Annotated in this window: 21 protein-coding genes and 2 pseudogenes; 12 read left to right on the top strand and 11 right to left on the bottom strand. The window is 42.0% G+C overall.

Features of this window, described 5'->3' with window-relative positions:
* Positions 1-7 precede the first annotated feature (7 nt).
* The 5 genes from HADU_RS03885 to HADU_RS15820 are packed head-to-tail and all read left to right on the top strand — an operon-like array spanning position 8 to position 6271.
* The gene (locus HADU_RS03885; protein WP_008303765.1) at positions 8-592 is read left to right on the top strand and encodes a hypothetical protein; all 585 of its coding nucleotides are present in this window, start codon (positions 8-10) and stop codon (positions 590-592) included.
* Positions 593-597: 5 nt separating this feature from the next.
* Entirely contained in the window at positions 598-3213 is a 2616-nt protein-coding gene (locus tag HADU_RS03880) for a hypothetical protein (protein WP_008303761.1), read from the top strand.
* Positions 3206-4366 (top strand): hypothetical protein, encoded by a 1161-nt coding sequence (locus tag HADU_RS03875; RefSeq protein ID WP_008303759.1) that lies wholly within the window; start codon positions 3206-3208, stop codon positions 4364-4366. The genes HADU_RS03880 and HADU_RS03875 overlap by 8 nt, the downstream gene beginning before the upstream one ends.
* The gene (locus tag HADU_RS03870; protein WP_227499329.1) at positions 4366-5637 is read left to right on the top strand and encodes a hypothetical protein; all 1272 of its coding nucleotides are present in this window, start codon (positions 4366-4368) and stop codon (positions 5635-5637) included. The genes HADU_RS03875 and HADU_RS03870 overlap by 1 nt, the downstream gene beginning before the upstream one ends.
* Positions 5540-6271, top strand: a complete 732-nt coding sequence (locus tag HADU_RS15820) for a hypothetical protein (protein ID WP_227499328.1) — start codon at positions 5540-5542, stop codon at positions 6269-6271. The genes HADU_RS03870 and HADU_RS15820 overlap by 98 nt, the downstream gene beginning before the upstream one ends.
* 58 nt (positions 6272-6329) lie before the next feature.
* Here HADU_RS15820 and HADU_RS15815 read toward each other — a convergent pair whose 3' ends face one another.
* Positions 6330-6983 (bottom strand): hypothetical protein, encoded by a 654-nt coding sequence (locus HADU_RS15815; protein ID WP_008303757.1) that lies wholly within the window; start codon positions 6981-6983, stop codon positions 6330-6332.
* Positions 6984-7663: 680 nt separating this feature from the next.
* On the opposite strand from HADU_RS15815, the gene HADU_RS03860 reads away from it, so the two are divergent.
* Positions 7664-9700 (top strand): hypothetical protein, encoded by a 2037-nt coding sequence (locus HADU_RS03860; protein ID WP_008303755.1) that lies wholly within the window; start codon positions 7664-7666, stop codon positions 9698-9700.
* Positions 9701-9750: 50 nt separating this feature from the next.
* On the opposite strand, the gene HADU_RS03855 is transcribed toward HADU_RS03860, so the two are convergent.
* Complete coding sequence (locus tag HADU_RS03855; protein ID WP_155756513.1) at positions 9751-10647, bottom strand: KilA-N domain-containing protein; 897 nt, start codon at positions 10645-10647, stop codon at positions 9751-9753.
* Between the two features lie 77 nt (positions 10648-10724).
* Positions 10725-10886 (bottom strand): toxin-antitoxin system HicB family antitoxin, encoded by a 162-nt coding sequence (locus HADU_RS15485; RefSeq protein ID WP_155756510.1) that lies wholly within the window; start codon positions 10884-10886, stop codon positions 10725-10727.
* A gap of 110 nt (positions 10887-10996) precedes the next feature.
* On the opposite strand from HADU_RS15485, the gene HADU_RS03850 reads away from it, so the two are divergent.
* Positions 10997-11233 carry an Arc family DNA-binding protein gene (locus HADU_RS03850; RefSeq protein ID WP_008303750.1) on the top strand — a complete coding sequence of 79 codons (237 nt, stop codon included), beginning with the start codon at positions 10997-10999 and terminating at the stop codon, positions 11231-11233.
* A 41-nt stretch (positions 11234-11274) separates the two neighbouring features.
* Here HADU_RS03850 and HADU_RS03845 read toward each other — a convergent pair whose 3' ends face one another.
* Complete coding sequence (locus tag HADU_RS03845; protein ID WP_008303748.1) at positions 11275-12159, bottom strand: zinc ribbon domain-containing protein; 885 nt, start codon at positions 12157-12159, stop codon at positions 11275-11277.
* A gap of 132 nt (positions 12160-12291) precedes the next feature.
* Here HADU_RS03845 and HADU_RS15810 point away from each other — a divergent pair, with 132 nt between their 5' ends.
* Positions 12292-20046 carry a PLxRFG domain-containing protein gene (locus tag HADU_RS15810; protein ID WP_008303745.1) on the top strand — a complete coding sequence of 2585 codons (7755 nt, stop codon included), beginning with the start codon at positions 12292-12294 and terminating at the stop codon, positions 20044-20046.
* Positions 20047-20311: 265 nt separating this feature from the next.
* Here the strand turns inward: HADU_RS15810 and HADU_RS03830 are convergent, their stop codons facing one another.
* Complete coding sequence (locus tag HADU_RS03830) at positions 20312-20638, bottom strand: hypothetical protein (protein ID WP_008303743.1); 327 nt, start codon at positions 20636-20638, stop codon at positions 20312-20314.
* A 201-nt stretch (positions 20639-20839) separates the two neighbouring features.
* Positions 20840-21382 (bottom strand): phage antirepressor Ant, encoded by a 543-nt coding sequence (locus HADU_RS03825; protein ID WP_008303741.1) that lies wholly within the window; start codon positions 21380-21382, stop codon positions 20840-20842.
* Positions 21383-21539: 157 nt separating this feature from the next.
* On the opposite strand from HADU_RS03825, the gene HADU_RS03820 reads away from it, so the two are divergent.
* From HADU_RS03820 to HADU_RS16090, 3 genes and pseudogenes are all read left to right on the top strand, one after another.
* Positions 21540-21911: a hypothetical protein gene (locus HADU_RS03820; protein WP_008303739.1), complete on the top strand. Its 372-nt coding sequence runs from the start codon at positions 21540-21542 to the stop codon at positions 21909-21911.
* A complete protein-coding gene (locus HADU_RS03815; protein ID WP_008303737.1) occupies positions 21908-22453 on the top strand; it encodes a glycoside hydrolase family 108 protein in 546 nt (181 codons plus the stop codon). Before HADU_RS03820 ends, HADU_RS03815 begins: the two co-directional genes overlap by 4 nt.
* A pseudogene (locus HADU_RS16090) lies at positions 22454-22961 on the top strand (hypothetical protein).
* Positions 22962-22995: 34 nt separating this feature from the next.
* Here the strand turns inward: HADU_RS16090 and HADU_RS03805 are convergent.
* The 4 genes from HADU_RS03805 to HADU_RS03790 all read right to left on the bottom strand — a co-directional run bounded on the left by HADU_RS03805 (position 22996) and on the right by HADU_RS03790 (position 25880).
* Positions 22996-23511 carry a hypothetical protein gene (locus HADU_RS03805; RefSeq protein WP_034592228.1) on the bottom strand — a complete coding sequence of 172 codons (516 nt, stop codon included), beginning with the start codon at positions 23509-23511 and terminating at the stop codon, positions 22996-22998.
* A gap of 137 nt (positions 23512-23648) precedes the next feature.
* The gene (locus HADU_RS03800; protein WP_008303728.1) at positions 23649-24410 is read right to left on the bottom strand and encodes a hypothetical protein; all 762 of its coding nucleotides are present in this window, start codon (positions 24408-24410) and stop codon (positions 23649-23651) included.
* Between the two features lie 5 nt (positions 24411-24415).
* On the bottom strand, positions 24416-24661 hold the full coding sequence (locus tag HADU_RS03795) for a hypothetical protein (protein ID WP_008303725.1): 246 nt from the start codon (positions 24659-24661) through the stop codon (positions 24416-24418).
* A 1-nt stretch (position 24662) separates the two neighbouring features.
* Complete coding sequence (locus HADU_RS03790) at positions 24663-25880, bottom strand: tyrosine-type recombinase/integrase (protein ID WP_008303723.1); 1218 nt, start codon at positions 25878-25880, stop codon at positions 24663-24665.
* 165 nt (positions 25881-26045) lie between these two features.
* Between HADU_RS03790 and HADU_RS03785 the strand changes: the two are divergent.
* Positions 26046-26372 (top strand): annotated as a pseudogene (locus HADU_RS03785) (aminoacyl-tRNA deacylase); the annotation flags it as partial.
* 126 nt (positions 26373-26498) lie between these two features.
* Here HADU_RS03785 and HADU_RS03780 read toward each other — a convergent pair.
* Positions 26499-26806, bottom strand: a 308-nt coding sequence (locus tag HADU_RS03780) for an IS5 family transposase (RefSeq protein ID WP_008303718.1), incomplete at its 5' end; no start/stop codon positions are given.

Below are 26806 nucleotides of genomic sequence, written 5' to 3'. Positions count from 1 at the left end.
ATTCCTCATGGATCACAAGCTACAACAGGTGTTGCTGAAAGATGCGCGTAATGAGCTTTTTGACGAAACCGAAGAAGGCATTTTTTTCCCTAAGCATGGTTTCATGCTGAGTGGGGAATACATGGACCGGGTGAACGGTGGCGAAGCGACCTTCACCAAAAACTTAATCCCAAAAGAAGCCCTGGTGCACGTGCTGAATGTAGCCATTGGCAGCAAGGCAAAACCTGCCGGATCTTACCTGGCGTTATTCAGTGGAGCAGCGGCACCGGCAGATAACTGGACCGCTGCCAATTTTGCCGCAACAGCCAATGAGATCGTGTCATTGACTGAGGGTTACACCAATGCCACACGTCCTGAGTTCATCCCGACCAATGCGGATGCAGACAAGTTTATTGACAATTTCAGCAACGTGGCGCGTGTCACCATTGCTACCACTTCACAGCTGAACGTGACTGGTGTGGCCCTGCTGACCAACAACCAACGTGGTGGCACAACAGGTGTGCTGTTATCTGCAACCAAATACCCGGCTACACGTGTATTCCAGAACGGTGATGTATTTGATATTGGCTATCGTATCACTGCTACATCGTAAGCCTTATGCACAGTCCTGAGCCTTATGGATTATTGATTGATGGGGATGAACCGACAGAACGCGATAGCAGCTTTGTCGGTACACTCTTACGTCAACTTTCCAACAATCGCACCGTTTACCAGGTTGAAAGTTTGCGCCTGGTCCGTGATCTGCCCGATGGCGGTTATGTCATCGTGCAGCACATGGGCGGTTTACTCAAAGCCATTATTAAAAAGAAAGATCCTGACGATAAAAAGCGGCCTATCGATGGCATTGCGCATGGCAAAATTCCCATGCTGTTTAGTGGTGTATTTGAAAAGCTGACGTTTAGCATCGATGAAAACTACCTGCCACTACATTTGAGCCTACAAACACGTCGTCGCTTATCCCAATACGGCAGCATCCGGGTACCTGAGCGCATCAACCTGAATCGTTTTGTAGTGGAATACCCACCGGCATTTAAATATTTTGAGCCTTTGATTAAAGGGGATTACTTCAAGCATACGCAATATGTACGTCTAAAGCCGTCCTGGTATAGCGGTGCAATGGGTGAAGTGGTCCAGATCGTGACCGGTTATGGTAAACCCAACAATCCGGAATTTCCGGATGATTCAATTGAAAACAGCATTTTGACTTTGCCGGCTGATGTGGCTGAGAAGGTTGAAGCACAGTTATCTAAACGCGCCTTGCCAGGCTATACCGGATATCCGCATGAAGAAGGCCATATCCAGTATGACTACAAACAGTCAAAAAATGATGTGGTGTCCTTTGACCGCAGCGGCAAGCCCTGGTTAGTACGGATTAGTGCAGGTGGCGTATATGCCATGCCTTTACCGGTTATCCCTGCCACCACAACAGAAGCATTTCGAGAATACATGATCCAGGTCCAGGATGATGAGATCCTGAAAATCCTGGACCGTTTTGGAGGGATGCCAAGTGGGGAAACCTTCCCGGAAGGACGCGCCTTTCAAGCCTGGATCAGAGCCGGTGTAATTATCAAGGTATGTGATGCCGGGGATTTTTACCAACACATGCCGGTCTATGATGCGGCCAGTTGGTCCATGAATAGCCGTGGTGATGAAGGGTTCAATACCTGCTACCAGATGACCGGTGGCCGTGTCGAATTTCTTTCCTATAAGCTGCGGTTAAGTCTGTCACCTGTCCAGGATCACGGATGGATAAAACCAGGTAGCACCAATTCCAGTAATGTTTTTAAATATATCTCGGATCTGTATAAGCTGCTTGATGCAAGTGATGCCTATGACCGGGCCATTATCTACAAGATCAAGAATGCCAAGCCGGAAGAAATTCAGGAACGTGCAAGCAGCTATATCCCAAGCGATTCAGGCAGTCAGCGAGAGTTTGATTATTGGGATAACTACACGGCAGAGCCGATTGCTGCGCATGGTGGATCCCTGACCCGGGTTGGAAGTGGCCTGGCTGAAATTCCAGTAATCAATGATTTCTACTCAATCAATGCCTTAAAATTTCCGGCCCTCACTGGCGAAGGCTGTGCATCATTTAGTTGCCCGGCACCGGAACGCAAAGATCGTCCAACCAATACCATTGCCTGTGATGTAGTGGTGTTCGGCTGTTATGTCGAGGATCAGCTCAAGGTCATTAAATACTTTTATGAACCGATGCAATTCAATAAAGCAGAAGAATCCACCTTCGAGGACATTATGATTGTGGGGCAATGGGAGAAAACCGAAACCACTAGTCCAACAGGTATTGCCGGCAATCTTTATACTTCTGATTTTGATGACCGTAGTGAACTGGAAAGCAGCTCAATCTATACTCATATCAAGGGCATTGACATGGGCTATGGAAACCCGGCTTTTAAAACACCGAATTTACTTTTTTCGCATGGCGCACTGTACCGGGCGCGTTACTACAAACATGAAATCACAACCAAGACAATCAGTGGTAACAGTCTAAGTAGTGCCGTTTGTGTGCCGAACTTTAACCGTGATGCCATCCTATATGCCTATCAGGAAACAACAGGATCCGAAGTCACTACCGAGGAACATGAAAAACATGCCATCGGTGATCCAACCAGATATGACTTATGGACCTATGATCCAATCTTCCACTATATCGGTGGATCCGGTAAAGGCAAGCCGACACCTAAAACCGGGGATTATGTCTATGTCTACAACAAGCAATATAACCCAACCAATATAAGTGACTTTGCTGACCAGGGCGATTGGTTTGGCGTAGGCAGTGGTTATATCGATGTAAGTGCGATCTGTTCACCTTATACCGATAGGGCTTCTGGTGGTCATCATGCCGGTGGCGTTTTGATTGGTGGTGAATCACCACACATGGAGCCTTATTCCAGTAAGAATGAAGTGGCCAACAAAACCAGTGGTTATGTCGGATTGACTGCAGCACACGTCGGATCCCTAACAATACACCGTAATGTCCCGGCACGATGGTACTTTGATTTTTCTCCCCAGGATGACGGTGCCGGTGGCCTGGTCTACTTCCAACGTGATTGCTGTAGGGTTATGTTCGGTGATTCCAGTTATGTGAATATATCCGATGAAGGTGGTAGTGCAGGTCGGCGTAAATTTTGGGGACATACGCGCTTTGCGAATCACTCAACCCATCACTATTTTTTTGGAGTAATCAATGAGTGAGTATCGTGATGATGCCTTAGATACACTCAGGTTATCAGATTCCACCTGGATCATTGTCAAGGCAACCAATGCCAATGAAGTATTGCGCCTGATCGATTCAACCCAATCTACCATCACCGTTCAGCATCATGATCAATTCACCTTGTCTGATAGCTTTGGTGATAGCACTATCCTCAATACCTATGATCATTTCACGCTATCAGATAGCGTGTCCGGGCAAAAAACGTCGACCAGTTATCTCAATGACTGGATCCGGTTGACTGATGTGGCACGTCTGCAGTTTTCCGACCTGGTAGAAGATCAGCTGAGTTTGGATGATGCAGTATTTAGCATTACCCGAAACAACAGCAACGACAGCTTTAACCTGGCCGATACGATCACCGGACAGCGTTTAGTCACTGTTCACGTGAGTGATCAATTCAAGCTGAGTGATACAGCCAACAGCGTTTATGTAGAGCAGCTGACCGACAGCATTCTATTAGGTGATTTCACCACGTCGAAACTGTATAGCAAAGCCTATAGCATCGATTCGCTTGTCCTGGGGGATGAAGATCTATCCAGTGTGCAGCTTGCCAGTCATGCGGTGGATTCTATTCGCCTGGGTGATGCTACCCAATCCTTGCTGACGGCACGTACAGACAGCATCGATTATTTTTCTTTATATGACCAGATCAAGGACAGCAAAGAATATGGCCAGGCATGGACTGCCAATACCGATACCTGGGCCATGAGCCGCTACATGCCGTTTGCTTTTGATGGACTGGCCGTGATTAATGACAAGCTGTATGGATGGAATGCCAATGGCGTTTACCTGATGGACAAGCCCCAGCACTCAATTCATGGACTTATTCAAACCGGTAAACTTGATTTTGGTGAAACTCTAGTTCATCCAACAGCCGCATTTCTGGAATACGAAATGTCCGGTACCGACAAGCAGCTGAATATCTCGGTCACAACAACGCAAAGCGGCAAGCCTTCTACCTATACCTATGTGCTACCAGATGAGCAAGCAGAGCATTTAACCAATGGCCGGGTGCTGTTTGGGCGCGGTTTACGTGGTCGTCATTTTGCTTTTGGGATTTCGATTGCGGCAAGATCCGCCAAGATCAATGCCTTGTCGCTTGATTTCACCAAAACAGCAAGGAGAATTTAATGAGCACCACTTCAAGTGTGGCACCTGACGGCATCATGGATGCAGCCATGACTACGGTAATGGACCAGATGGACAAGCTAGATAATGTTTCTACGCGCTACCGCAAGGAATTATCAGAAGCTCTAAGCGGCATCAAAGAAGTGACCGTTACTCAGATTGATCCACCACAACGCATGGATGTGCCTGAAACACCGGTACCAAATATTGATCTGTCCAATGCGCCAGTTTTTGAAGCAAAAGATCTGGATAAACCGCAGCTGCCAGAATTTAAAAGCATTGAAAATCTGCTGAATGAGCTAGATCTGGACGATCTGAATATGCCGGATGCACCGGTCATGCCAACCATTGAACTCCCTAGCTTGCCTGGTATTGCAAATATTGAAATGCCGGCACGTCCTGACTTCGATACCGAAATTGAAATGCCGGATGCACCTGATCTGGATTTACCAGAAATGGATCAACTCAAGACCATCGATATTCCTGAATTTGAATTTCCTGAATTGCCGGACTTTAATGGTGAGCCACCTTCCATTTCAGACATTACGGTTCCCGAGGTTTTTATCAACTGGTCTGAGCCGGAATATGAATCTGAAACACTGGAAGTCCTAGCAGAATATATCAAAGAGGGAATCCAGAAGGGCGGTACCGGCTTACCAAAAGATATTGAAGAAGCTCTATTTAACCGGGCACGTTCACGCGAAAGCCGAGAAACCACACGCGCAGTCCAAGAAGCCATGAACGACTGGTCGGCACGTAACTTCACCATGCCACCTGGCATGTTGGTGAAGCAGGTGGCCACCATTCGAGAGCAGGGCCAACTTCGGGCCAGTGAAATCAATCGGGATATTCTGGTTGAAGCATCACGTATGGAGATTGAGCAGCTACGGTTCTTGGTGCAGCAAGGCATGGCACTGGAACAGCTGACAGTTAATATCTTTAACAATGTTGCTAATCGTTTATTTGAAGTGGCCAGATATAACGCAGAAAGCCAGATGAACGTATTCAATGCGCAGATCTCTTTGTTTAATGCGCAAAATGAATCCTTCAAGGTCCTCTCTGACGTTTACCGCATTAAACTGGATGGTGCCATTGCCAAGCTCACTGCATACAAGGCTGCTATTGATGCGCAAGTTGCGGTGGGCCAGATCAACGAACAGTATGTCCAGGTCTATCGTGCCAAAAATGGATGCGGTACTTTCCAATGTGGAAATCTACAAGGCCATGGTTCAAGGTGCATCAGTACGTGCCGATGTAATCAAGAATCGTTTTGATGCCTATCGTGCCGACGTTCAAGCCTATAGCGAACAGATCAATGCCGAGAAGGTGAAAGTCGAAGCCTATGAAGCACAGATCCGGGGAGAATCGACCAAAGCAAGCATGTTTGATACCCAGGCACGTGCTTATGCGTCCACCGTCCAGGCAGTGCAAGCCAAAGCTGATGTGAAGGGCAAACAGATCCAGTTAAAAATGGAAGCTGCTCGGGTATGGATTGGCAAGTACCAGGCCGATCTGGAAGCGTATAAGGCAGAACTGCAAGCCAATCTTTCTGATGTTCAGCAGAACACAGCGGCCTTTGGTGCGGAAGTGGAAGCGTGGAGAGCGACGGCAGGTATGGAAGTGAGCCAGGCCGAAATGCAATCACGCTATGCTGATATGAACACCCGGACCAATATTGCTTTTGCTGAAATGCAGCTCAAGGAATATGAAGCCAAAATGCAGAAGGCGATCCAGGAAGCCAATATTGCACTGGAATCTGCGAAGGCCATGGGGCAATACACGGCACAACTTGCAGCCGGTGCCATGAGTGCTGCACACGTGTCAGCCAGTATCAGTGGTAGTGGATCTGCGAGTACGTCATTCTCTAACAGCCAAAGCAAAAGCGAGAGCCATAATTACAATTATTAAATCCCTCCAGAGTTATTTATATACAGAAATAGCTCTGGGTTTTAACTTTTTAAATGTCTTATATTGCTTCTATTTCACCAATAGATTCGATATTAATTAGAGATTCAGAATACAGGTCGTGTAAGTGATCATCCAAATCATCTGGATCACATTTAGCAATCTCAGAAAAGTCTACATTGCTTGTATCTATTGTAATCGACACAATTCCTGTCACTTTAATATTGATATCACTTTCAGCACGAAGAACATGATCATTCCAATCTTCAACGGAAATATTTGAAGCAAGGCTTTGACCAGAATAAAATTCGGAATAATAATCAGATTTATTAACGAAATAATCTACCAATACTTCCACTTCAAGTTCAAAGTTATATCCAATTTGATTATTGCCATAATGTATAGGATTATCTAAATCAATTCTGATATTTTCGCCATTATGATAAGAATTTATACTGGCTTCACCATCCATATCATTCGACAGGGGGATATCATAAATATTGGCATATAAAATTTTTTCACCGATTTGAGATTCAAGAAAAGATTCTATTAAACTTGTAGTTGCTTCGTATTCTTTAATAAAGTCCACTAAATTTGTGAGCCTACCTTGGAGAATAACTTTACCCCTAATAGTGTCTAGTTCTTCAAGTATTTCTTGTACTTTTTTTGAATTAATAAAATCAACAATTGTCTTGTGTATTTCAATATTAGACATGTCCTTAAACGTATTATATACCTTTGAATCTTTTGCCAAAACAGTTAAATTAGTAACTGTTTCTTTGATTTCTTTAATAGCACTACAGATAAAACTATCTGGTATATCCTCTCTATTCTTTTTCGATGTTAGGGGTGCTGTTCCATTGAAATATGCATCCCAAGCAGAAATTGCCTGAGCCTTATTTAATTCCCATATATTGCTATTTAGGCCATTTACCCAAGCATTAGAAAACCTTTCAATATCTGATAAAATCTCACTATCTATTTGCTTAACTTCTTTTTCATACCATTAAATTTTTCATAGAGTTCGGTTGGTTTTTGAACACTATTGAATTCTTTTAAACTTTTCTGTAATGCCTTATATCTTGTTAGATAAAATTCTTTCTCTTGAGACTCAATTTCTTTTTAACGATATAGGGAATGTGTATAGTTATTTTATTGGCATCAACGAGTCGTTGAAGTGCTTTGTAATTTGCATCATTAACAGACTTATTATTTTCAATTGCACTTGTATCGATAGCTATATGAATCATGGATTTATTTTTAAAATTGAATACATTGCTATGCTAAAAAAATACTTGAATGAATGCAAGTTAAACCTATAGTCCTCTAGGGTTCGCCTTAAGTCTTATTGGATAGGTAATCTTTTACCAATCAAATAAGATTTAGGGCTTTTTTATGAGCTTCGGTTTAAAAAAAGGGCAGAAAAAGCCCAATCAGGAAGGCGGTAAAATTCAGGGACCAGGTACAGGTACGTCTGATGATGTGCAGAAGACCGTGCCAAGTGGAACCTATATCATGCCGGCAGATTCAACCGCTCAAATTGGTGAACAGAATCTTGCGCAAATGGGCCAAGATCAGCCAGTCGATGTAAATGTCAGTAATGGTGAGTTTGAAATGACACCAGAGCAGGTACATGCAATCGGTGTGCAGGCGCTGGATCAGATGAAAGATCTAACTCATACGCCTGTGGATCAACCGCAAGTGGAAGGTGGATTTGGTTTAAAAAAACCACAATTATTCTTTGCAAATGGTGGTGTTGTTGAAGATGAATGGAAACGAAATTTAAAAACACAGAGCCAGCCGCAAAGCGGTTTCGGGGCAGTGCAGCCACGTAGTGGATTTAATCAAACATCGACTGCACCTGCACTGACTGACAACAAGAACATTCAATTCCCAACAGCACAACCTAAAGTGAATACTCCTGCTGTAGCTCCAACTCAAGCCAGTACACAACAAGTGCAGCCAAAAGAACAACCGCAATCAAGTGGTTGGGGAATAGGTAAAACCGCAAAAACATTTCTTGCGCCAGAACATGACAATGGCGCATGGAATCCTGTAGGTGGGCTGGTAAATACGGCGACTGGATTAGGTAAAGGATTACTCGGCGGTGCAGGCGCGCTTGCGGCTGGAGCAGGAGAGGGCATTCGCAGTACCGCAGCTTATCTTGGTGGTGCAAATAATCCAAACCGCGGTAATATGGTTGCACCTAGTGCTGAATTTTCAGGACAAGGCTTTGATCAAGCACGCCTAGGGATGCGGCAAATGTTTGGTTTGTCTGGTGAAAATTTAGGTTCCGGTAATCAAGGTAAAGCGGCAACCTCACTTGTAAATCAATCTACTGCCCAGGGAACGCCAGCTGTAAGTAGTATGCCTAAAAATAACGCTGCACAGCAAAAAACAAATACAACACCATCCTTTAATGACCAAATGAATGATGTCATGTACGGTGGAGGACAGGCAGCACAACCAGCGTCGCGCAATACTAGTCCTTATGCAATTCAGCAAAAAGGCAATAGTTTTAGTTATGCCAATCCGGGTGCCGCAGCTCAAGCCCGTGCTGCCGGTATTCCAGAGTTGCAAAGTAGTGGTTTTACAGGTGGGATACGTCCTACCAGAGATCCCAAAGGTGTAAAAAACCTTATGACTAATACCAGGGAGATGGGGCCAAGTGAACAGCAGATTCAGGCAGCAATGGGGCAGCAAATGAATCCGCAGGGCGTTGGTTTGCGTTATCCTGAACGCCCAGTGATGTCAGATGAGGAAAAAAGTAATCGAGCTTCTTTGACGAGTCAGATTAATTCGGCTATTGATAGAAAAAGAGGTCCAACTGCAAAGCAGGCTGAGATGTTACTTCGGTTGTCCAGCAATGATCCTGATGCATTAGATATTTACAAAACCGATGCGAACAATGCGACAAGTGTACAGAACAATACTGCTAATAATAATGCCAGTATTCTGCAAACAGGTATGCGTGAGGATGGTCAGAACTTACGGCATGGGGCCAGCCTGGCTCAAGATGGCGAGCAGTTCAATGCGAATTTTGGTTTAAAAGCGCGTGAACAGAACCTGACTGAGAAGAAAGAAGGTTTCGGTATCCGTCAGGCTGAACGTGCTGAAAAACTACAGGAGATGTATGATAAAGCCGAAACAGATGAGCAGCGTCAATCTATTCAGGCACGGATTGATCGCTTAACGGGTGCTAAAGCTCAGAATGGCCGTGATCGTTATATGACTGTAGGCGGTGGTCAAGAGTGGGATCAAAATGCCAATGTCATGATTAATCGTCCACAGCAGATTTTTGATACCCAGACGCAGCAGTATTTAAATACTTCACCTTCATCGAATAGTATTCCCAAACCGGGAGAAATTAGAGAAGGTTATAGATATAAGGGTGGAGATCCATCTCAACAGTCTTCATGGGAATCAATTTAACCCAATTAAGTCAGTAAAAAGCCACCGTAAGGTGGCTTTTCTTTCTAAAATTAACGTTTAAATTTAAGAGCCATACGCTCTGAACTGCTTAAATTCCATTGGAAATATTCCGTGAACTCTCTGTGCTTCTTTAGTTCATCCTTATCAATAAAATGATAGGCAAATGCCGCACCATTAGCAAAGTGGTCATGAATCGCACCAGCCATATTCGGATTTAGCTTACGCAAAGGCTCACCAAATTCTTTCCACCACTCCCGAATCCAAAGCATATGCCATGCAAGACCCTGAACGTCTTGGTGATAGCGGTTATCTACTTCAAGCATTGTTGTTTTAGCAGATGCTGTAACTTTGGATTTCAGCTCCATGGTTTCCAGATAATGCACAGATTCAGGAAAATGTATTGCTAACAGTTCAGCATAGCGTGGGATTTTAAAATGACGGTTATGACGCGCCCACATTTCGGAATAAACTTTACGCTCACCACTAGAGCGGCGAGCCACAATTTCATGAAGTAAAGCTTGTTGTTCTGGTGAGATAGATTGGCGGTCGTTGATTTTCCATTGGGTTACCAACATCTTATAAGCGCGAATGACAATTAGATGGAATTTTGCTGAAATCCACATTGCATATGAGTAAACTAAATCCTCAACAACGTATGTACCTCGATTTGAACCGCCATTGACCACTTTTACAGCACTGTGAGAATTCTCACAGTGGATATTTTGTGATGTATAAACTTGTGAGTTGCTATTTTGCAACTCACTAATCAGATCTTTAGTTTGATCATTTCGAATAAAATATGTTGGGCGATGTTTATCCAAGCCACCACTTGCCTTATGTAAATCATTTAAGCAATAACGACCTTCATCATCCTGACGAATCGTAAATTCACCAATAACCAACGGTTGATTGTTTGGGTTTGCAAAGTTTTGTGTTAAATTACTCATAGTTAACTTTCTCATGTTGTTGACTACAATCAAGCCCGACCGACCAAAGTTCTGGGCTTTTTTGTTGTCTGTTGATTTCATGCTTTCGCACTCTCTTGTTTAAGTAAAAGTTCAACTGCTTTATTCATTAAATAATTCATTGAACGTTGCTCTTTTTTAGCCATATCTTTTAATGGCTCGTGCAATTCATTTGTTAAGCGAAATCGCACATCGGTTGAGATTTTACTTTTCTCTTTCACTTGTTTCTCCTTTGTCCCCACATTGGGTACATGGTGATAGTACCCACAATGGGGTTATTGGTCAATACCCATTATGGGGTTATTATTCATTTTATTTTGATAGCTATTCAATGAGTGAAGATCAAAACAATATTGTTACCCTTAAGGTTCGTGTGAACTCTGAGTTTCGAGAAAAAATTGTTGCTACTGCAAAAGAAAATAACCGCTCAATGAATGCGGAAATTGTCGCTCGTCTTGAAAAAAGTTTTGAAGATGAAAAACCGCCAACTCAATATGTCGATATTTCGAAAGCATTGGGGATGATTTTTGAAGAAATTCAGGATTTGAAAAAAAACCAAGAAAAGTAAGTCAGTACTGACTAAAAAGCCGACATTAAGTCGGCTTTGTTTTAATGAGTTATATTGTTTTTATAGTCATTCAGCAGTTCGATGACCTGATCTGTAGTTCCCGATTCGATGACATTGCTATAGTAATTTTTCCAATCTACAGGTTGAGAATTGATCCAGTCATAAAATTTAGTTTGCTTTGCTATTTCATAAGCATCTGGATGCACTTTTAAAATAGCATCATAGTGAGCTTGTTCAACACTTCCCTCTAGATGATTTTCTGTATTTTCGCTTTGTGCGGTTTGAACTTGATTTTTAGTATGATCCCAGTCCATTTCCCATGGCTTGTCTTGATTACTTAATGCCGAGTTTTTATACCTAGCATCTATAATTGCTGAACTTATTGCCATTAATATAGTGAAAGAAAAAATTAAAATAATACTCGCAACAATAAGTGGAATACCCCATGATTTTTTTTGGTAGTTATTATGCAGATGTTTTTTGACAAAATCAGATTGAAATTTAGCAAAAGAAAAATACCATACAAAAATATATAAAATACCCAAACTTTTTGGATAGGTTTGTAATTGGTAAGGGTCATCCCAAATAAAGGGTGTGCCTAAACTTAAAAATAATATAAATATTATTGTGGCAATCAACCAGTATTTTGCATTATTTGCCTCAGCAGTACTGCCTATTGCCTGCCAGTTTTTCATTTGTAAGTATGAGCCAAACAAGGGAGTGAGCAATAAGCTCCAATTTATTGCGGCATTAGGGTTCCAGAGTCTAGGTTGCTTTTTTTTACAGTCTGTTAATACATTATTATTAATTTGAGTTGGTTGTTGAAAATTCAATTGATCTTCATCAGTTTTTTCTAATTTATTCCCGCAACTGCTACAGAATTTTGCATTTTCTATATTATTTTGACCGCACTGACTGCAAAACATAACCCCAATCCTAAAATCATAATTATTTGAATTTACGATAGTTAAACTTTAGTTATTTAGCAATACCTGTATAAGGTTCGACTAATGGAAATACAAAGTAGCATCATTCATGACATGCCATAGGAGTATGTTATGCCTGAACAAAAAAAGCCATGGGAACAGAATTGGAATCAACCAACTGAAACCCCTTCCAATACCCAGAATAAAAAGCCCTGGGAGCAAAATTGGAATGGGAATCCAGAACCAGAAGGGGAAAAATCAAAGGGTTTTGGTGGTCATATACGTGATATTGGAGCCTCTCTTGCAGCAGGTGCGGCATCGCTCCCAGACGTTGCAATTGGTATAGGTGATATCCTCACTGGTGGTGCGGTCGGAAAGACTGTTGAAGATTCAGGTTTATATACACCTGGTTCTGGTCGTGAATATTGGGCAGATAAAAAAACGGATCAAGCTAAAGCCCAGTCACAAAAATTTAGTGATGCTGAAGGAATCATTGATAAAACCAAAGTCGCCTTAACAAATCCAACATTAATCACCAATACCGTGGCTGAATCCTTACCAACTATGGTTGCAGGTGGTTTAGTCGGCCGTGGCCTGAGTACCGCAACTAAAGGGGCAATCAGCCCTATGGTCGGTGGTGCGATCGGTGAAGGTACAATGATGGCCGGGTCTCAAGCAGAAAATATCCGTCAGCAAACTGATGATGGTCTACTCACTGGCAATCAGGTAGCAGCATCAGTGGCGACAGGTGCACTCGGTACACTATTTGGTTTAGCTGGTGGTGCGGTAGCGAAGAAGTTTGGCTTCGGTGATATTGATAGCATGCTTGCCGGTGCCAATGCGCAGCAAGTGGCTGGTGAAATTGCCAAGGTGCCACTCAAACAGGTACCGAAACATGTTGTACTTGGTGCATTGAGTGAGGGCTTACTTGAAGAACTACCACAGTCGTCACAAGAGCAGGTATTACAGAACTATGCTCTAAACAAAGACCTGATGGATGGCGTGGACGATGCCATTGTCATGGGAGCATTGGCAGGCATGACTATGGGTGGTGCTGCTTCGGGTTTAAATGTACAAGGTCATAATCAACGCTATAACGCTCAAGAGCAGCTTAAAGTAGAGCAACAAGCTGCACAACAAGCCCAAGAAGCCCAAGCGATGCGTGATGCACAATCACAGTTATTCAGTGGAGATGTGCCAGATCCAGTGCTTGATCCAAGCAAATTAAACCCATTTTCCGATAATGCACCACTAACAAATCCAATCATTGACATGAACCGCTTAGAAGCTGCTGATGGGAATCCACGCTATGACAATGGTATTAATTTCCAAGCACCAAATATTGAAACACCATTATCACTGGCAGAGCAGTCACAAACACAAGCAGAGAATGGCATTGACTTTGAGCGACCCGAGCAAGGCCCAACTGATTTAGAACGTCAGATTCAGTTTAATAATACTTTTGGTTTAGAAACACCAGATCCTGTGGTGGACTATAACGGCATCAGTCCTTTTGATAATAATCCTCAAAAACCTGTTATTGACCCCCAAAAAGTCGATTTAACACCATCCCAACAAATGGGCCTTGATCCAAATCTAGGGCCATTATCTGCAGCGGCAGCAACAGCTGTGGATGGAGGTATGTCAGCACAGTTAGAACAAGCACAGACCATAACACCCGAACAAGTACGTGAACAGTCTAGGCAGTCAACCTATAGTCCTGAGCTTGCAGCTGCGGTTGAGCGTGTGAAACAGCGTCAACAAGGAGAACAAAATGCACCACTCACCATTGATGAAAGCACTCAGAATGGAACAGCACAGCCAGGAAATGCACCGCTTAACAATGGAGGCCAATCAGTTTCTGAACAGCATGACACCACTACAACGCTTCAGGTGGCAGATGGAACAGGAACAATATCGGAGGGATCGCAACTTTCGCAAGCTAATACAGGACAAGGAAGCACGAGAGCGAACTTTCTATCAACAGATATTAAAGCAGCAGACAGCACACCAGGTTTAACTGATACCCAACAGATTGCTGCACAGCAATTGAGTCAGGTAGATAGTGATATTGCCACTGTAAAACAGCAGTTACAGATAGAAAAAAGTGTTCCGAAAAAGATGCAGATGCGTAAGCAGCTGGAAAGCCTTCAGACACAGCGTACCGAAATTGAAACCCAACACAAGAATATTGAGCGGCAAACCAAAATTGAAAATGCTGCACATGAGGCCGCATCCAGTCCGCTTAATGATCTACCTGAACCAACACAGGCGCAAATTGAAGCCGGTAATTACAAGAAGGGACACATTAAGGTTCATGGTTTGGATATCGCTGTAGAAAACCCGCGTGGTTCAGAACGCCGTGGTACCGATCCTGATGGAAAGGAATGGGCGCATGAAATGAGTGACCATTACGGTTACATTAAATCCAGTATTGGTGCCGACAACGAGGCTATTGATACATATATCGGGCGTAACCCTGAGTCTGAACAGGTCTTTATTGTGGATCAGATAGACCAGAAAACTGGTGGTTTTGATGAACATAAAGTGATGATGGGATTCAACTCTCAGGAAGAAGCGATTCAGGCCTATTCATCGAACTTTGATAAGGGGTGGAAGGTCGGACCTGTTCGAGCCATGAATAAGGATGAGTTTAAGTCATGGTTAAAAGATGGGGATACCAAGAAACCTGCAGGTGAAAGTGCAGTACCTCAGTCCGAAGCCACCTTGGATCCACAAAGTATTCAGCGTGACTATGGTGATAGTCTGGAAAGCGTGATGTCTGATGTAGAAACATTGGCTGATGATTTTACGATTGACCTGCATAGCGTTCCCAAAAAGAGAAATGCACTCAAAAATCCAAACTATCATGCAGTACAACATGAAAATGGCCGGGTTGAAATATTGGGAATGAAGCATCCTGCTACGGGTGAATGGGTCGGGAAAGCGCCGACAGGGGACAAAACTCCGGCGCAAGACAGCCCAGCTCAGGCACAAGAGCAAATTAAGGATATTAAATCCAACTCTCCGGAAAAACCGGATAGTTCATCTAAAGCACAAAGTCCTAATCTTCAGATTCAGTCTGATTCAGGTTTAACCCATAGCATTCCAAGCAAGTTGATGGATCAAGTACATAAGCTGGGTGATGTGGTAAGTGACTTGGCAAGTATGAAAACTGAAGGTGTAAAAACCAATGTGCTGTATGGAAAACAATTACTGGCTAAAATTGCAAAGCTAAATCCTAATGTGCAGGTGCATATTGTTTCTAATCTGGATAATATTCAGGATAAAGCGACTCGAGCGAGATTAAGTTCGGGAGGTTTTTATATCCCTGATCAGAATATTTTGTATATCTACCCTCAAACAGATTTTTGGGAAGGTTCAGTTCTAGAGTTACTCAACCACGAGTTGACACATACAGTCACCGAGCAATCGATTACTACAAAGCAAGTATCTCGTGAAAATTTAGATAAGCTTGAAGAGTTTAGAAGTATTCTAGGAGAATATATTTGGAATCAGGGCGAAAATCTTGATGCGAATATGGCCGAAAGATTACGGTATGCTTATGAGCAAGATTTCCCTCATGAACTACTTGCGGTGAGCACTGCAGAATCCAACGTACGTGAAGTTTTTAAGAAAATGCTTGGTGAGAATGGGTTTAAGCAATTAGACGCAATATTTACCGAAATTTCTACCAATCAGTTCAAAGAGAAACAAGATGATCGATTATCCCCACGAGGTCAAAGTCAGCAGTCGCGTCGAGATCGCACAGAAAGTTTATCAACAAGCGACACCAGAACAAAAAATTCAGATGGAGCCAATGCTGAGTCAAGTGATGGAATTGCAAGCTCAACCTCAAACAAATCATCAGGAACGCAAAAAAGTTCAACACGAGCTTCTCAAACTCATGTATCAGATGGCACGCATTCTAACAATGGACGTAAAAGTGTTTTCAAAGATTCAGGAAGGGATCACGGAAAAACATTGGAAGGAATATCTGAAGAAGATAAACAGCTAGATAAAACTGAAAAAACTGAAACAGTTCAGCGACTTTACAGTCGTGCTCAAGATAATGTGCAGTCTGGCCAGACACCAGAACAAGTCCGTGAAGCTCTGGTGAAACGCTTCGGTGAAAAGACCATTTCTAGCCTAGAGCGTCGTGGCTTGCTCGATATTATCAGCACTGTAGATGAACCAGGTGTAGAAGGCTTTTATCAGAATGGCCGTGTCACTTTGGTTGCAAGCAACCTGAATGAAACCAGCATCATCCCAACCTTCCTGCATGAGCTGGGTGGGCATGGCGGCTTCCAGAATGTCATGAGTGAAGAAAAATATGCCGACCTTATGGGTATATTCAACGATATGGTACAGCGTAAACATCCGCTTGCACTAGAAGCCAAACGTCTTGCCGAACGGGAAACTGATGCCAAAACACAGCAGCTGGAATACCTACCTTATCTTTTAACCCTGACTTCGACTCAGCAGGAAATGAATGCCCTGCAAAAAAGTGCAATCAAGCGTTTTATTGATAAGGTCGTGAGTGCTGTGAAGGCATGGGCCTTTGATCGCTTGGGTATCAATTTAAACCTGAATGAAAACGATATGGTGGCTTTGGCCAACCGCATGATCCAGCAGCAGATTGCCGAACCGACTTCTGTAGAAAATGTGCGTGCTCAACTTCAGGGTACAGATCAGTGGATGAAAGCACCGAATGGTAAGCCTACCAATTTGACTGAACAGCAATGGTTGCAAGTGCGGACACCAGAATTTAAACAATGGTTTGGTGACTGGGAAAACAGCCCTGAGACTGCCTCCAAAGTGGTCGATGAGAATGGTGAACCTCAGGTGGTTTATCACGGCACGTCGTCTCAATTTACCCGCTTTAAACTCGGTGGTGGTTTATTGGGTCGTGGCGTGTATCTCACCGATCGTTTTGAAGAGGCACAGAACTATGCCGGCAGTCGCTCTCAAGATAATGAAGGTACAGTGATGCCATTGTTTGCCAATATTCGAGAGATGTTTAATAGCAATTCCAAGACCACACGTGAGCAGATTGTTGATGCTATGCAGGACGGATTCAGTGGAATTCGGCACCAGTTCAACGATATGGATTACCTGGTCGCATTTAACCCGGAGCAGGTCAAATCAGCAGTTGGAAATACAGGCCTATTTAGCAGCCAGGATACTGACATTCGATTTAGCCGGCAGGCCAATGCTCAGCAGATTATTCAGAATCTAGTCAGCAATATGAATAAGCAGGGCCGTAATAAACTTAAAACCGAAGCAGGGTATAAAGCCACACATGCATTGCAGTATGTATTAGGTGCACTGGGCCGTCGTCAGCTGACAGAGTTGTACCAAAAGCTATTGCCGCAGCTGAAACCGTATAACGATATGGTGGCAATGATGGATGCTGATCAGAACGAAGTGGCTGCACTATCAGATGATCTGGCACGCCGCTGGGCTGACTTGAAAGATGAAAAAGAGTTGGCCAATGTGATGCACGATGCAACCTTAGCCAAGATCGATCCAGCCAAGCCATATCAGCCGGGTGACAATGTTGCAGAATATGCCAAGCTGAAAAAACAGTTTGATGCGCTGTCCGGGGATGCGAAAAAGGTTTATCGAGAAGCACGTGATGCCTATAAAAAACATCACCGTGATGTGCGTCAGGCAATTCAGGATCGTATTCTGCGTTCAAGCATGAGTAACCAGAAAAAGACCGAATTACTGCAGCAGATGGATGCCAATTTCTTTGGTTATACGCAAGGCGTGTACTTCCCGTTACAGCGTTTTGGTAAATATGTAGTACTGGTGCGTGATGCAAAAGACCAGGTGATCAGTGTCAGTCGTGCTGAAACCTTATCTGAGGCACATAAACTGCGTGAGATCCTGCAGAGTGATTATCCGAATGCCAAAGTACATAAGCCAATGCTGGATAAGGAATATGATGCTGCGCGTGATGGAGTAGGCCGTGGCTTTATGACCAACCTGTTCAATGAGTTGGGCAGTTTTGGGTTGAATGCACAGCGTCAGGCAGAGTTAGAAGATATTTTAGGGCAGTTGTATTTAAAATCATTGCCAGACCTCAGCTATGCCAAACACAGTGTACACCGTAAAGGTACCGCAGGTTTTAGCCAGGATGCTCGTCGTGCCTTTGCCCAGAATATGTTTCATGGTGGCAGTTACTTGGCCAAGCTGCGTTATAAAGATCAACTTGAGGAAATGCTGGATGGAATGCAAAAGCATGCTACAGAACAGGCCAAAATTGATGATGATTATGAGCAGCCGGTGGCGCAACAAGTCATCGATGAGATGAATAAGCGTCACAAGAATATGATGGAGGCGAATTCACACCCATTATCGACAGCTTTAACCAGTTTAGGCTTCCTGTATTACCTAGGTCTATCACCGGCATCGGCAGCAGTAAACACCTTGCAAACAGTCTTGGTAGCCTATCCTCAGATGGGTGCGAAGTGGGGTTATGACAAGGCAGGGGCTGCATTGGCCAAAGCATCAGATGATTTCCGCAAAGGTGTATCTTTCAACAATAGTTGGAATCCTAAGAACTGGGAAAATGATATTGCCAAGATTCTGAAAGGCGATGAGCTCAAGGCTTATGAAGAAGCTGTGCGTCGTGGTGTGATCGATGTGACCATGGCACATGACCTGGCTGGTATTGCGCAAGGTGAAGACAGTGGGGTGATGTGGAAACTACGTCCGGTTATGCGTTGGGCAAGTGCGTTATTCCACAACGCTGAACGCTTTAACCGTGAAGTGACATTTATTGCAGCGTACCGGTTAGCACGTGATAGTGGCTCAATGCACGATCAGGCTTTTGAGCAGGCAATGGACTCTACCTATAAGGGCCACTTCGATTATTCATCAGGGAATCGCCCACGAATCATGCAAGGTAATATTGCCAAGGTCATTTTGCTGTTCAAACAGTTTGGCCAGAACATGATTTACACCTTGGCACGTACTGCTCACCAGTCACTTAAGGGTGAAACGCCTGAAGCACGTCGTGAGGCACAGCGTGCATTGGCCGGCATTATTGGAATGCATACTGTATTTGCCGGGGTAATGGGCTTGCCGTTGGTTGGGCCGATTTTGGCTATGGCTTCAATGCTCGGAAGTGATGATGATGAGCCTTGGGATGCAGAGGTAGCTCTCCGCAACTGGCTGGCAGATACCTTTGGCCAAAAAACTTCTGAAGTTCTTATGAAAGGTGCTTCACGCTTTGGCCCAGCTGACTTATCTGGCCGTGTTGGTATTAATAATTTGTTATTGCCAGATGTGCAGGACGGGTTAGAAGGTAAAGACTTTAGTGATGCTATGGTGATGAGTGGATTAGGCCCAGTGGTAGGGATTTTAACCAATACCTTTAAAGGCTTGGCTGAGCTAGCAGATGGGCATGGGCGAGGTATAGAAACCATGTCACCGGTATTCCCGCGTTCAATAATTCGTTCGATCCGCTATGGTTTATACGGTGCCCAGGATAAAACCGGTGTCATGATTAAGGATGATATCGGTTTTGCTGGCCTGGTCAGTCAGGCAGTTGGTTTTAGCCCAAGTGAAGTGCGTTTGGCCACCGAAGGACGTAGTGCAATTTATTCGCATACCAAGCGCCTGGATAAGCGTCGTACAGAATTAATGAATGATTATGTTCGAGCAGTTCAGCGTGATGATATGGATGACCAAAAAGAAATCTGGGCAGAGATTCAGGCTTTCAACCAGAAGAACCCGTCACGTCGGATCAGTAGAGTCCAGGCGATGCAAAGTTTACGTCAGCGTGAAAAACGTGTGAAGCAAGCAGAGCATGGTATTTATCTGCCGAATAAAAAACGTGAGGATGTAGATATAGGACGTTTTGCGTTTGATGAGTAATAAAAAAGCCCCTTAGGGGGCTTCTTCTTTTAAGCTTAATAAAGGCTAAATTCTATAAAGTCCAACTACGACCTTGTCCCATCTCATAAATGATGAGAATTAAGGCTACTATCATTATAACGACAACAACAATTTCTGTTTTTGTTAGCATTTTCGGCGCTCCACTTTTCATCATTCATATGCATATGATAAGTAAAGCAAACAATTAATAACATAAATGTTACAAAAAAATTATTGGTTGTTACAAAGGTGGGGAGGTTTGGTTTTATCTAACCCATTTTGGCAACTGTCTATATTTCTTCAAATACATTTCATCATGGCGACCTGAGACGTCCCAATAAAAAAATACAGCAAGTACCACTGGGAGGACAAGTTGCCCCCAAAATAACCAACCTATATTTTCTGCAATCAGATTTTGCAATGGATAGCTACCGAAATAGTTAAAGCTATGTGCCAATTTTAAAATAGGCATATAGAAAATCGCTAACAAAATTATCAGTGCAGCATAAAGCAAGGATAAGTACTTCAGTTTGGGAAACTCTCTAAAAGCACAATCTATTTTAGTTATTCTAAAATCTAACCACTCAGGCATGGCAACCTCATAATATTATTTATATATTCAATTTATACAATATATTGTTGTTTTTTCAAACATTAAAAACCACTCTCCGGAGTGGTTTTAGTTTAATTAAGTTATCAGGCGGTCTTTGGGTGGAAATATTTTATATATAATGCCTCTACCAGCGCTTGGGAAATTTCTTTTGCACTTTCTACACGTTCACTCCAGTCTAATTTAAATTTCTTCATTATCATTATCCTTAAAATCTAGACTTGGTTGTACTTGTTCAATGAGATCGTCTAATTCTTTTATGAGCGCCGGTTTAGTCTGTTTCCCATTCACTGATAAGAATCGACCCGCCTCTGATAGTGATTGGGTAATAATTTCTACTTGCACGGAAATTTTTGCAATTTGTGCCTGTAACCCATCTTTAAGCTGACGTGCTAGTTGCTCTTGCTCAATAAAATATTTTCGAATCTCATGGCCTTTTTCATTTCGTTCCATCATTCCGAGGTGTTTGGTCATATCTACCGAGATGATGTATTCAGTGGTTGGTCGTCCACCTTTTAGGTTATCGTCTTTTTTGACGTAAACCTGATAATCAAAATTTTCTTCAAATTTACACTGTGCAATTCGTCGTTTAATCCAATGAGAAAACTCAGCCTTTACTTCCAGCATCTTGTATAAATCACGCGCATTCACACCCAACTGGATTCTTCCATTCAACTCAACTTCGATGAATAGAGGTCGATCTTCAATTTTTAAAACTGTGCTCACCGCCTTACTCCAAATGATTCCGTATTCATAAAGATGCTTCTGGCTTTTACGTCTTGCTGTGTGTTTTTTAGGCTAAATGCTCCTGTGTAGGGTTCGCGTAACTATCTGTAAAAAGTCAATGATGCATCAATAGATCAGAATTTGTATTGAGAGCGTTATGCAAGAGAACACCATCCCCTGGATCATTAAGATCGTACCCGCAGTTGTTGGTGCAATCTTGGCGCTGGTCCTAAGCGGTGACATTGATAAAGACGGAAAAATCGAAGTCTCATTGAATGTCATCGTTAAATTTATGGCCAGTGTAACTGTCAGTCTATATGGCGGTTCAGCGTTCATTGAATACTTCAACTTACTTCACGTGTCCACGATGTACCAAGGCGCAATCATGCTGTTTTTTGCAGTGTTTGGATTATTGGGAATTGGCATCGTTTATCAGTCCGTTGCGTTACTGCAGGGGAAGCCTATGTCCGAAGTACTGCATGAAGTTAAAGCAGCATTTTTAGCGATTTGGGGGAATGGGAAGAAATGAATATTGATCAATTTTTAAATGAACTCATCCGCCGTGAAGGTGGCTATGTAAACAATCCAGCCGATCGAGGCGGAGCAACAAAGTACGGTATTACCGAAGCTGTAGCACGTCAAAACGGTTATAAGGGCCACATGAAGGATCTGCCTGAATCACTTGCGCGAGATATTTACCTTAAACAATATTGGACAGTGCCGCGTTTTAACCAGGTGAATGCACTTAGTCCACTGGTTGCAGAAGAATTGCTTGATACAGGCGTGAACTGCGGTGTTGGTTTTGCCAAGCCTACTTTGCAGCGCGCCTTAAACCTATTGAACAATCAGGGTAAAGGCGGTTGGTCTGACTTGGTTCCAGATGGTGTATATGGTCCAGCTACATTAGGTGCATTAAAAACATTCTTGGCCAAGCGTGGCAAGGAAGGCGAAAAGACTTTATTGAAAGTCTTAAATATTTTGCAGGGCAATCGTTACATTGAAATTTGTGAACGCAACCCAAGCCAGGAGCAGTTTTTCTTTGGATGGATCTCGAATCGAGTGGTGATTTAAATGGTACTAGATGCCTTTTTAGCCCGATTCTACAAGGCCGTGATTGTGGTGCTACTGGCCTTACTTGCACTGGCAGTTGCCTTTGGTGCATGGAAGCACTTTGCACTTGAGCGTAGTGAGTCACAGCGTGAAGCCGATATTGCGAAAGCAATTAAACCTTATGTAGATGCAATAGATCAGGCTCAAGAGGAAAAAGCGACCATCATGCAAACATGGTCAGCAAAAATAATAGAGGTTGAACAAAAATGCGATTAAAAAAATACAAAATGCGAATGCTGCCGCTCGTAGTGCTGATCTGGCTGCTAATGGGCTGTCAAAGCAACTCAGTGAAGCCAACAAACGTTTGTCCACAGCTTCCAAAGAAACCATCATTGAGTACACCGTTATCAACAGTGAGTTACTCGAAGCATGCACAGCAGAATATCGAGATATGGCAGAAAAAGCAGATGGCCACGCAATTGATGCAATGAGATTTAGTGAAAGTTGGCCAGAAGAAGCCCTCAATTGAGGGCTTTAAGCATTATCTGAGCTCTTACATTATTTTATATAGATGAGTTTTTATTGTTAAGCTCTTTTCTATATTGGATGCTAATCAACTTTTCACCAGTTTTTATAGCCATATCTAAGATTGTTAATCCAGCTTTATAGGCTTCTACACTAGAATGTACTTTATTATTAAAAACTCCTCCAGGTTTTAAATCTTGTACTAGGCTAGCTATTAATGCATAAAATAACACGACATCTTTAGCATTATTTTTATTAAGTAACTGTATTTTATCAAGATTATTATAATAAACAGGACAATAGTTATCCTGGATATTCATTGATAAAAGGTAAGGAGTGTCGGTTAAGCTATTCAAAGAAGATCCAAAAACCCCTTCTTCTAAAAATCTCCTATAGTTTCTGGCTTCAATTAAGTTTAATAGAGCATAAATCTCTGCTAGGATTGCCTGCTGGAAAGCTATAGCGTGATTTCTAGCCGCAAGCCAATCAAAGAAATATTTGCCCACTAAACCAAATGCAGCAAGAAGTAAGGCGTATTCTAATTTATCATCCATAATAATTCCCTTATTACTACTTCCACCCATCTACCATATTGGCTCAATCTTGCACTATTCTAATATCATATTGCATAGCCATTTAATACCAATAACGATATATGTTGAAATTTATGCTCAGTGTTTAAATCTCATAGTTAGTTTAGTGACTTACGAAATATTTTTATATCTTCAAATGATTGTGCTATAGCACTGTTAAGTTGCTCAAGGTAAATATTATCTACTGGTGGGTTTAAGCTAGATCTATAAGCATTAGCAAAATTACTGCTTATATATAAACATTTTTGCAAATGGCGTTTAGATTCTGTTGAATTTATACCTTTATCTATCTCTTCTCTATGAATATGGACATGAAAGAAGCTTGCCTCCAGACCTTTTATATACCTTTCTAATTTCTCATATGAATCTTGTCCAGAGATTTTTTTCTGAAAAATGTGTGACTGTATTTTCTCATCATAAATATAAATTTTTAGATTACAAACCCTAATGTTTTCTAAAGTCTGGAAAATATCAGTAAAATCAGGTAGCTCAAAAATTTCTATATCATTATCTTGGTAATCTTCATAAGCTAAAAATAACTTATATAAATAAGAGAAAACTTTTGGGTCGTTACGCACTTTATCAATTTGTTTTGATAATCTGGATAACTCATCTATTATATTTATAATTTGTTCAAGCCGAGCATTATATTTGATTTGATTTTTCCAGTTATCTAATAATATGAATGCTGCAATTGGAGTAAATATTGTTGCAGACCAACCTAGCAACCCCATAATTGAAGTTACTTTATCTGCCTTAGATTCGGGTATTGCAACCAGTATATAAATTAAAAAACAAATGCCAATAAGTAAGAGATAAGCTAAAAAAAGTTTTCCTACCAATTTTATATTTTTGTTCATTAAATTTAATTCACTGTTCCGAGCACTGGAATCATTCTAGGCCCAAACTTTCGTGCTTTACTTACAATTTCTACCAACTCATCATAAGTCAGATTAAATGAATCAGAACTATCAAAAACATAAACTACATTCTTATCCTTAAGTTCCTCAGGTTTTTCTGGAATAAAGCGGGTAGGGATCAGCTTCTGAGTGAGTTGCTGATCTGTTAGAGCCTTTGGTAATTTATTCAGATCGATTTTGTTAGTCTGCATTTCATTTCCCCCATTTATCAACTATGTCAGCCCAGTCCTGTAGCATTTTCCGGCGCTGACTAATGTATTTAGCGTGATTGTATGATGCCCTTACTTTGTTCTGTTCGGCATGAGCAAGCTGCTTTTCAATCCAATCATCATCGAAATCAAGCTCATTTAAGATAGTACTTGCGGTTGCTCGAAAGTCGTGTGATGTCGAGTTTTTAAGCCCTATTTTCTTTAGAGCACTATTCAATGTAGCACTTCCGATTGTGGCTGCGCTACTGTATGCACTTGAGAATACATACTCTTTGTTGCCTGTTTCAGTAAATTGAGACTTGAGTACATTGAACAGTTGATCAGACATAGGAACCAGATGGATCCTATTCTTTTTCATGGTCCTTTCCTGAGAGTTACTTCGTGTTGAAATCGGGAAGGTAATAATTCTTTCTTCAAAATCGACATACTCCCACTTCATACGTCTAATCTCGATTGAGCGTAGCATTGTATAAGCTAAAGTGAGTAAGGCATTTTTAACTGTTGCCGTGCCATGGTAACTCTCAACACCCTTTCTAAATTGCACCTGCTGCTCTTTTGATAGTGGCTGGGCATGTTCTACATCTGGACGATTAATAGCACCACGTACTGCATAAGTTGGATCATTTTCCGCTCTTAGAGTGGCGATCGCATATCGCATAACAGCACCAATAATTTTAATATTATTTGATGCTGTAACTTCACCTGTACCTCTAGCACCTGTTGTCCGAACGCGAGTGATCGTTGATTTTGCGATATAAAGTACTTCTGCAGCAGTCACGTCAGCAACACTCTTTGCTCCAATTACCGGATAGATATCCGTATCAAGCGACCATTTTACTTTTCCAACATACTTTTCCGATCTGTTTTTTAAAATCTCGGCAATATATTCCTCAGCAACGGCTTTAAATGTATTTGCATTTTTTACACTTTGTATGACTTTTTCTTCTCTGCGGGCTAAAGCAGGGTTTTTACCTTCACTGAGTAAAGCCTTCGCTTCATCACGATTCTTTCTGGCTTCTGCTAGACTTACCCGTGGATATTCCCCTAAACTTAACATTGAGGCCTTGTTTTCAAATCGGTATCGATAGCGCCACAGTTTTGTACCTGTGGGTCTAATCTCAATACAAAGCCCATTATGGTCAGCAATGCGATATGCTTTATCCCTTGGTTTAAGGCTCTTAATTTTAGTATCTGTGAGCATGTGAGTAACCTAAATAAAATATGAGTAACTTGTAAAATACTCACAATAGTACTCACAAAATAAGATTTTGCATATAGTGCTTAGGTTTGTTTTGGTTTTATAAGTATCTAATTTATAATAAATACAATAGTTTAAGATTTGTTTAGATTTGCTTTGCTTTATATAATAGTGTTTTCGGATGAAAAGCAATATTTTGTGGCAGTATTACCTGTTCATCATCAGCTTAATCTTAAAAAAGTAGCTGCTACATTCGGTTGTAAAAAATTACAGATGGCAGATCCTAAACAGGCAGAACGATTAACCGGATATCTGGTGGGTGGAATCAGCCCAGTGGGACAAAAGAAACGCCTGAAAACTGTAATTGATGCATCAGCAGAAAGGCTGAATAAAATTTATGTCAGTGGTGGCAAGCGTGGTTTGGACATTGGTCTAAACCCAGCAGATTTAGCCAAGGTTTTAAATGCACCTTTTATTGATATAGTTGATGAATAATTTAATGTATTAAAAAGACATTAATTAGTATTTTAATTAAACCCGGAGAGTAAAATTCGGGTTTTCTTTTGGTCGGAAAGCGCTACACATTTTTTTTGCATTTGTATATTGTTTTAGGGCGTGTCCTCATTTGGCTTTACACCAAATAAACATGCAAGCAATGTAAATCATAGACTGGTAATTTCGTGCAAGCTTATCAAATCGGGTTGCAATCGCTCGGAAATGCTTCAATCTCGCAAACACATTTTCAACTAAATGTCTTAATTTATATAGATATTTATCAAACTCCTTATTCGATCTTTTACTATTTGATCTCATTGGAATGATGGGAATCATATCCTTGTTCTGGGCATATATTCTAATGTGCTCAGCATCATACCCCTTATCAGCAATGAGATAAGTTGCCTCGCCTACAGTATCAATCAGTTGTTTTG

This window comes from Acinetobacter sp. HA (assembly GCF_000264725.1).
Taxonomy (GTDB): Bacteria; Pseudomonadota; Gammaproteobacteria; order Pseudomonadales; family Moraxellaceae; genus Acinetobacter; species Acinetobacter schindleri.
This window is presented reverse-complemented; position numbering and strand designations above follow the sequence as displayed.

Coding starts and splice junctions, on each gene's coding strand:
- HADU_RS03790 (WP_008303723.1), bottom strand. CDS start 25,880: ATGCTCACAGATACTAAAATTAAGAGCCTTAAACCAAGGGATAAAGCA.
- HADU_RS03805 (WP_034592228.1), bottom strand. CDS start 23,511: ATGGATGATAAATTAGAATACGCCTTACTTCTTGCTGCATTTGGTTTA.
- HADU_RS03850 (WP_008303750.1), top strand. CDS start 10,997: ATGAGTGAAGATCAAAACAATATTGTTACCCTTAAGGTTCGTGTGAAC.
- HADU_RS03855 (WP_155756513.1), bottom strand. CDS start 10,647: ATGAGTAATTTAACACAAAACTTTGCAAACCCAAACAATCAACCGTTG.
- HADU_RS03860 (WP_008303755.1), top strand. CDS start 7,664: ATGAGCTTCGGTTTAAAAAAAGGGCAGAAAAAGCCCAATCAGGAAGGC.
- HADU_RS03830 (WP_008303743.1), bottom strand. CDS start 20,638: ATGCCTGAGTGGTTAGATTTTAGAATAACTAAAATAGATTGTGCTTTT.
- HADU_RS03820 (WP_008303739.1), top strand. CDS start 21,540: ATGCAAGAGAACACCATCCCCTGGATCATTAAGATCGTACCCGCAGTT.
- HADU_RS03845 (WP_008303748.1), bottom strand. CDS start 12,159: ATGTTTTGCAGTCAGTGCGGTCAAAATAATATAGAAAATGCAAAATTC.
- HADU_RS03870 (WP_227499329.1), top strand. CDS start 4,366: ATGAGCACCACTTCAAGTGTGGCACCTGACGGCATCATGGATGCAGCC.
- HADU_RS03875 (WP_008303759.1), top strand. CDS start 3,206: ATGAGTGAGTATCGTGATGATGCCTTAGATACACTCAGGTTATCAGAT.
- HADU_RS03815 (WP_008303737.1), top strand. CDS start 21,908: ATGAATATTGATCAATTTTTAAATGAACTCATCCGCCGTGAAGGTGGC.
- HADU_RS03795 (WP_008303725.1), bottom strand. CDS start 24,661: ATGCAGACTAACAAAATCGATCTGAATAAATTACCAAAGGCTCTAACA.
- HADU_RS03800 (WP_008303728.1), bottom strand. CDS start 24,410: ATGAACAAAAATATAAAATTGGTAGGAAAACTTTTTTTAGCTTATCTC.
- HADU_RS03880 (WP_008303761.1), top strand. CDS start 598: ATGCACAGTCCTGAGCCTTATGGATTATTGATTGATGGGGATGAACCG.
- HADU_RS15810 (WP_008303745.1), top strand. CDS start 12,292: ATGCCTGAACAAAAAAAGCCATGGGAACAGAATTGGAATCAACCAACT.
- HADU_RS15815 (WP_008303757.1), bottom strand. CDS start 6,983: ATGTCTAATATTGAAATACACAAGACAATTGTTGATTTTATTAATTCA.
- HADU_RS03885 (WP_008303765.1), top strand. CDS start 8: ATGGATCACAAGCTACAACAGGTGTTGCTGAAAGATGCGCGTAATGAG.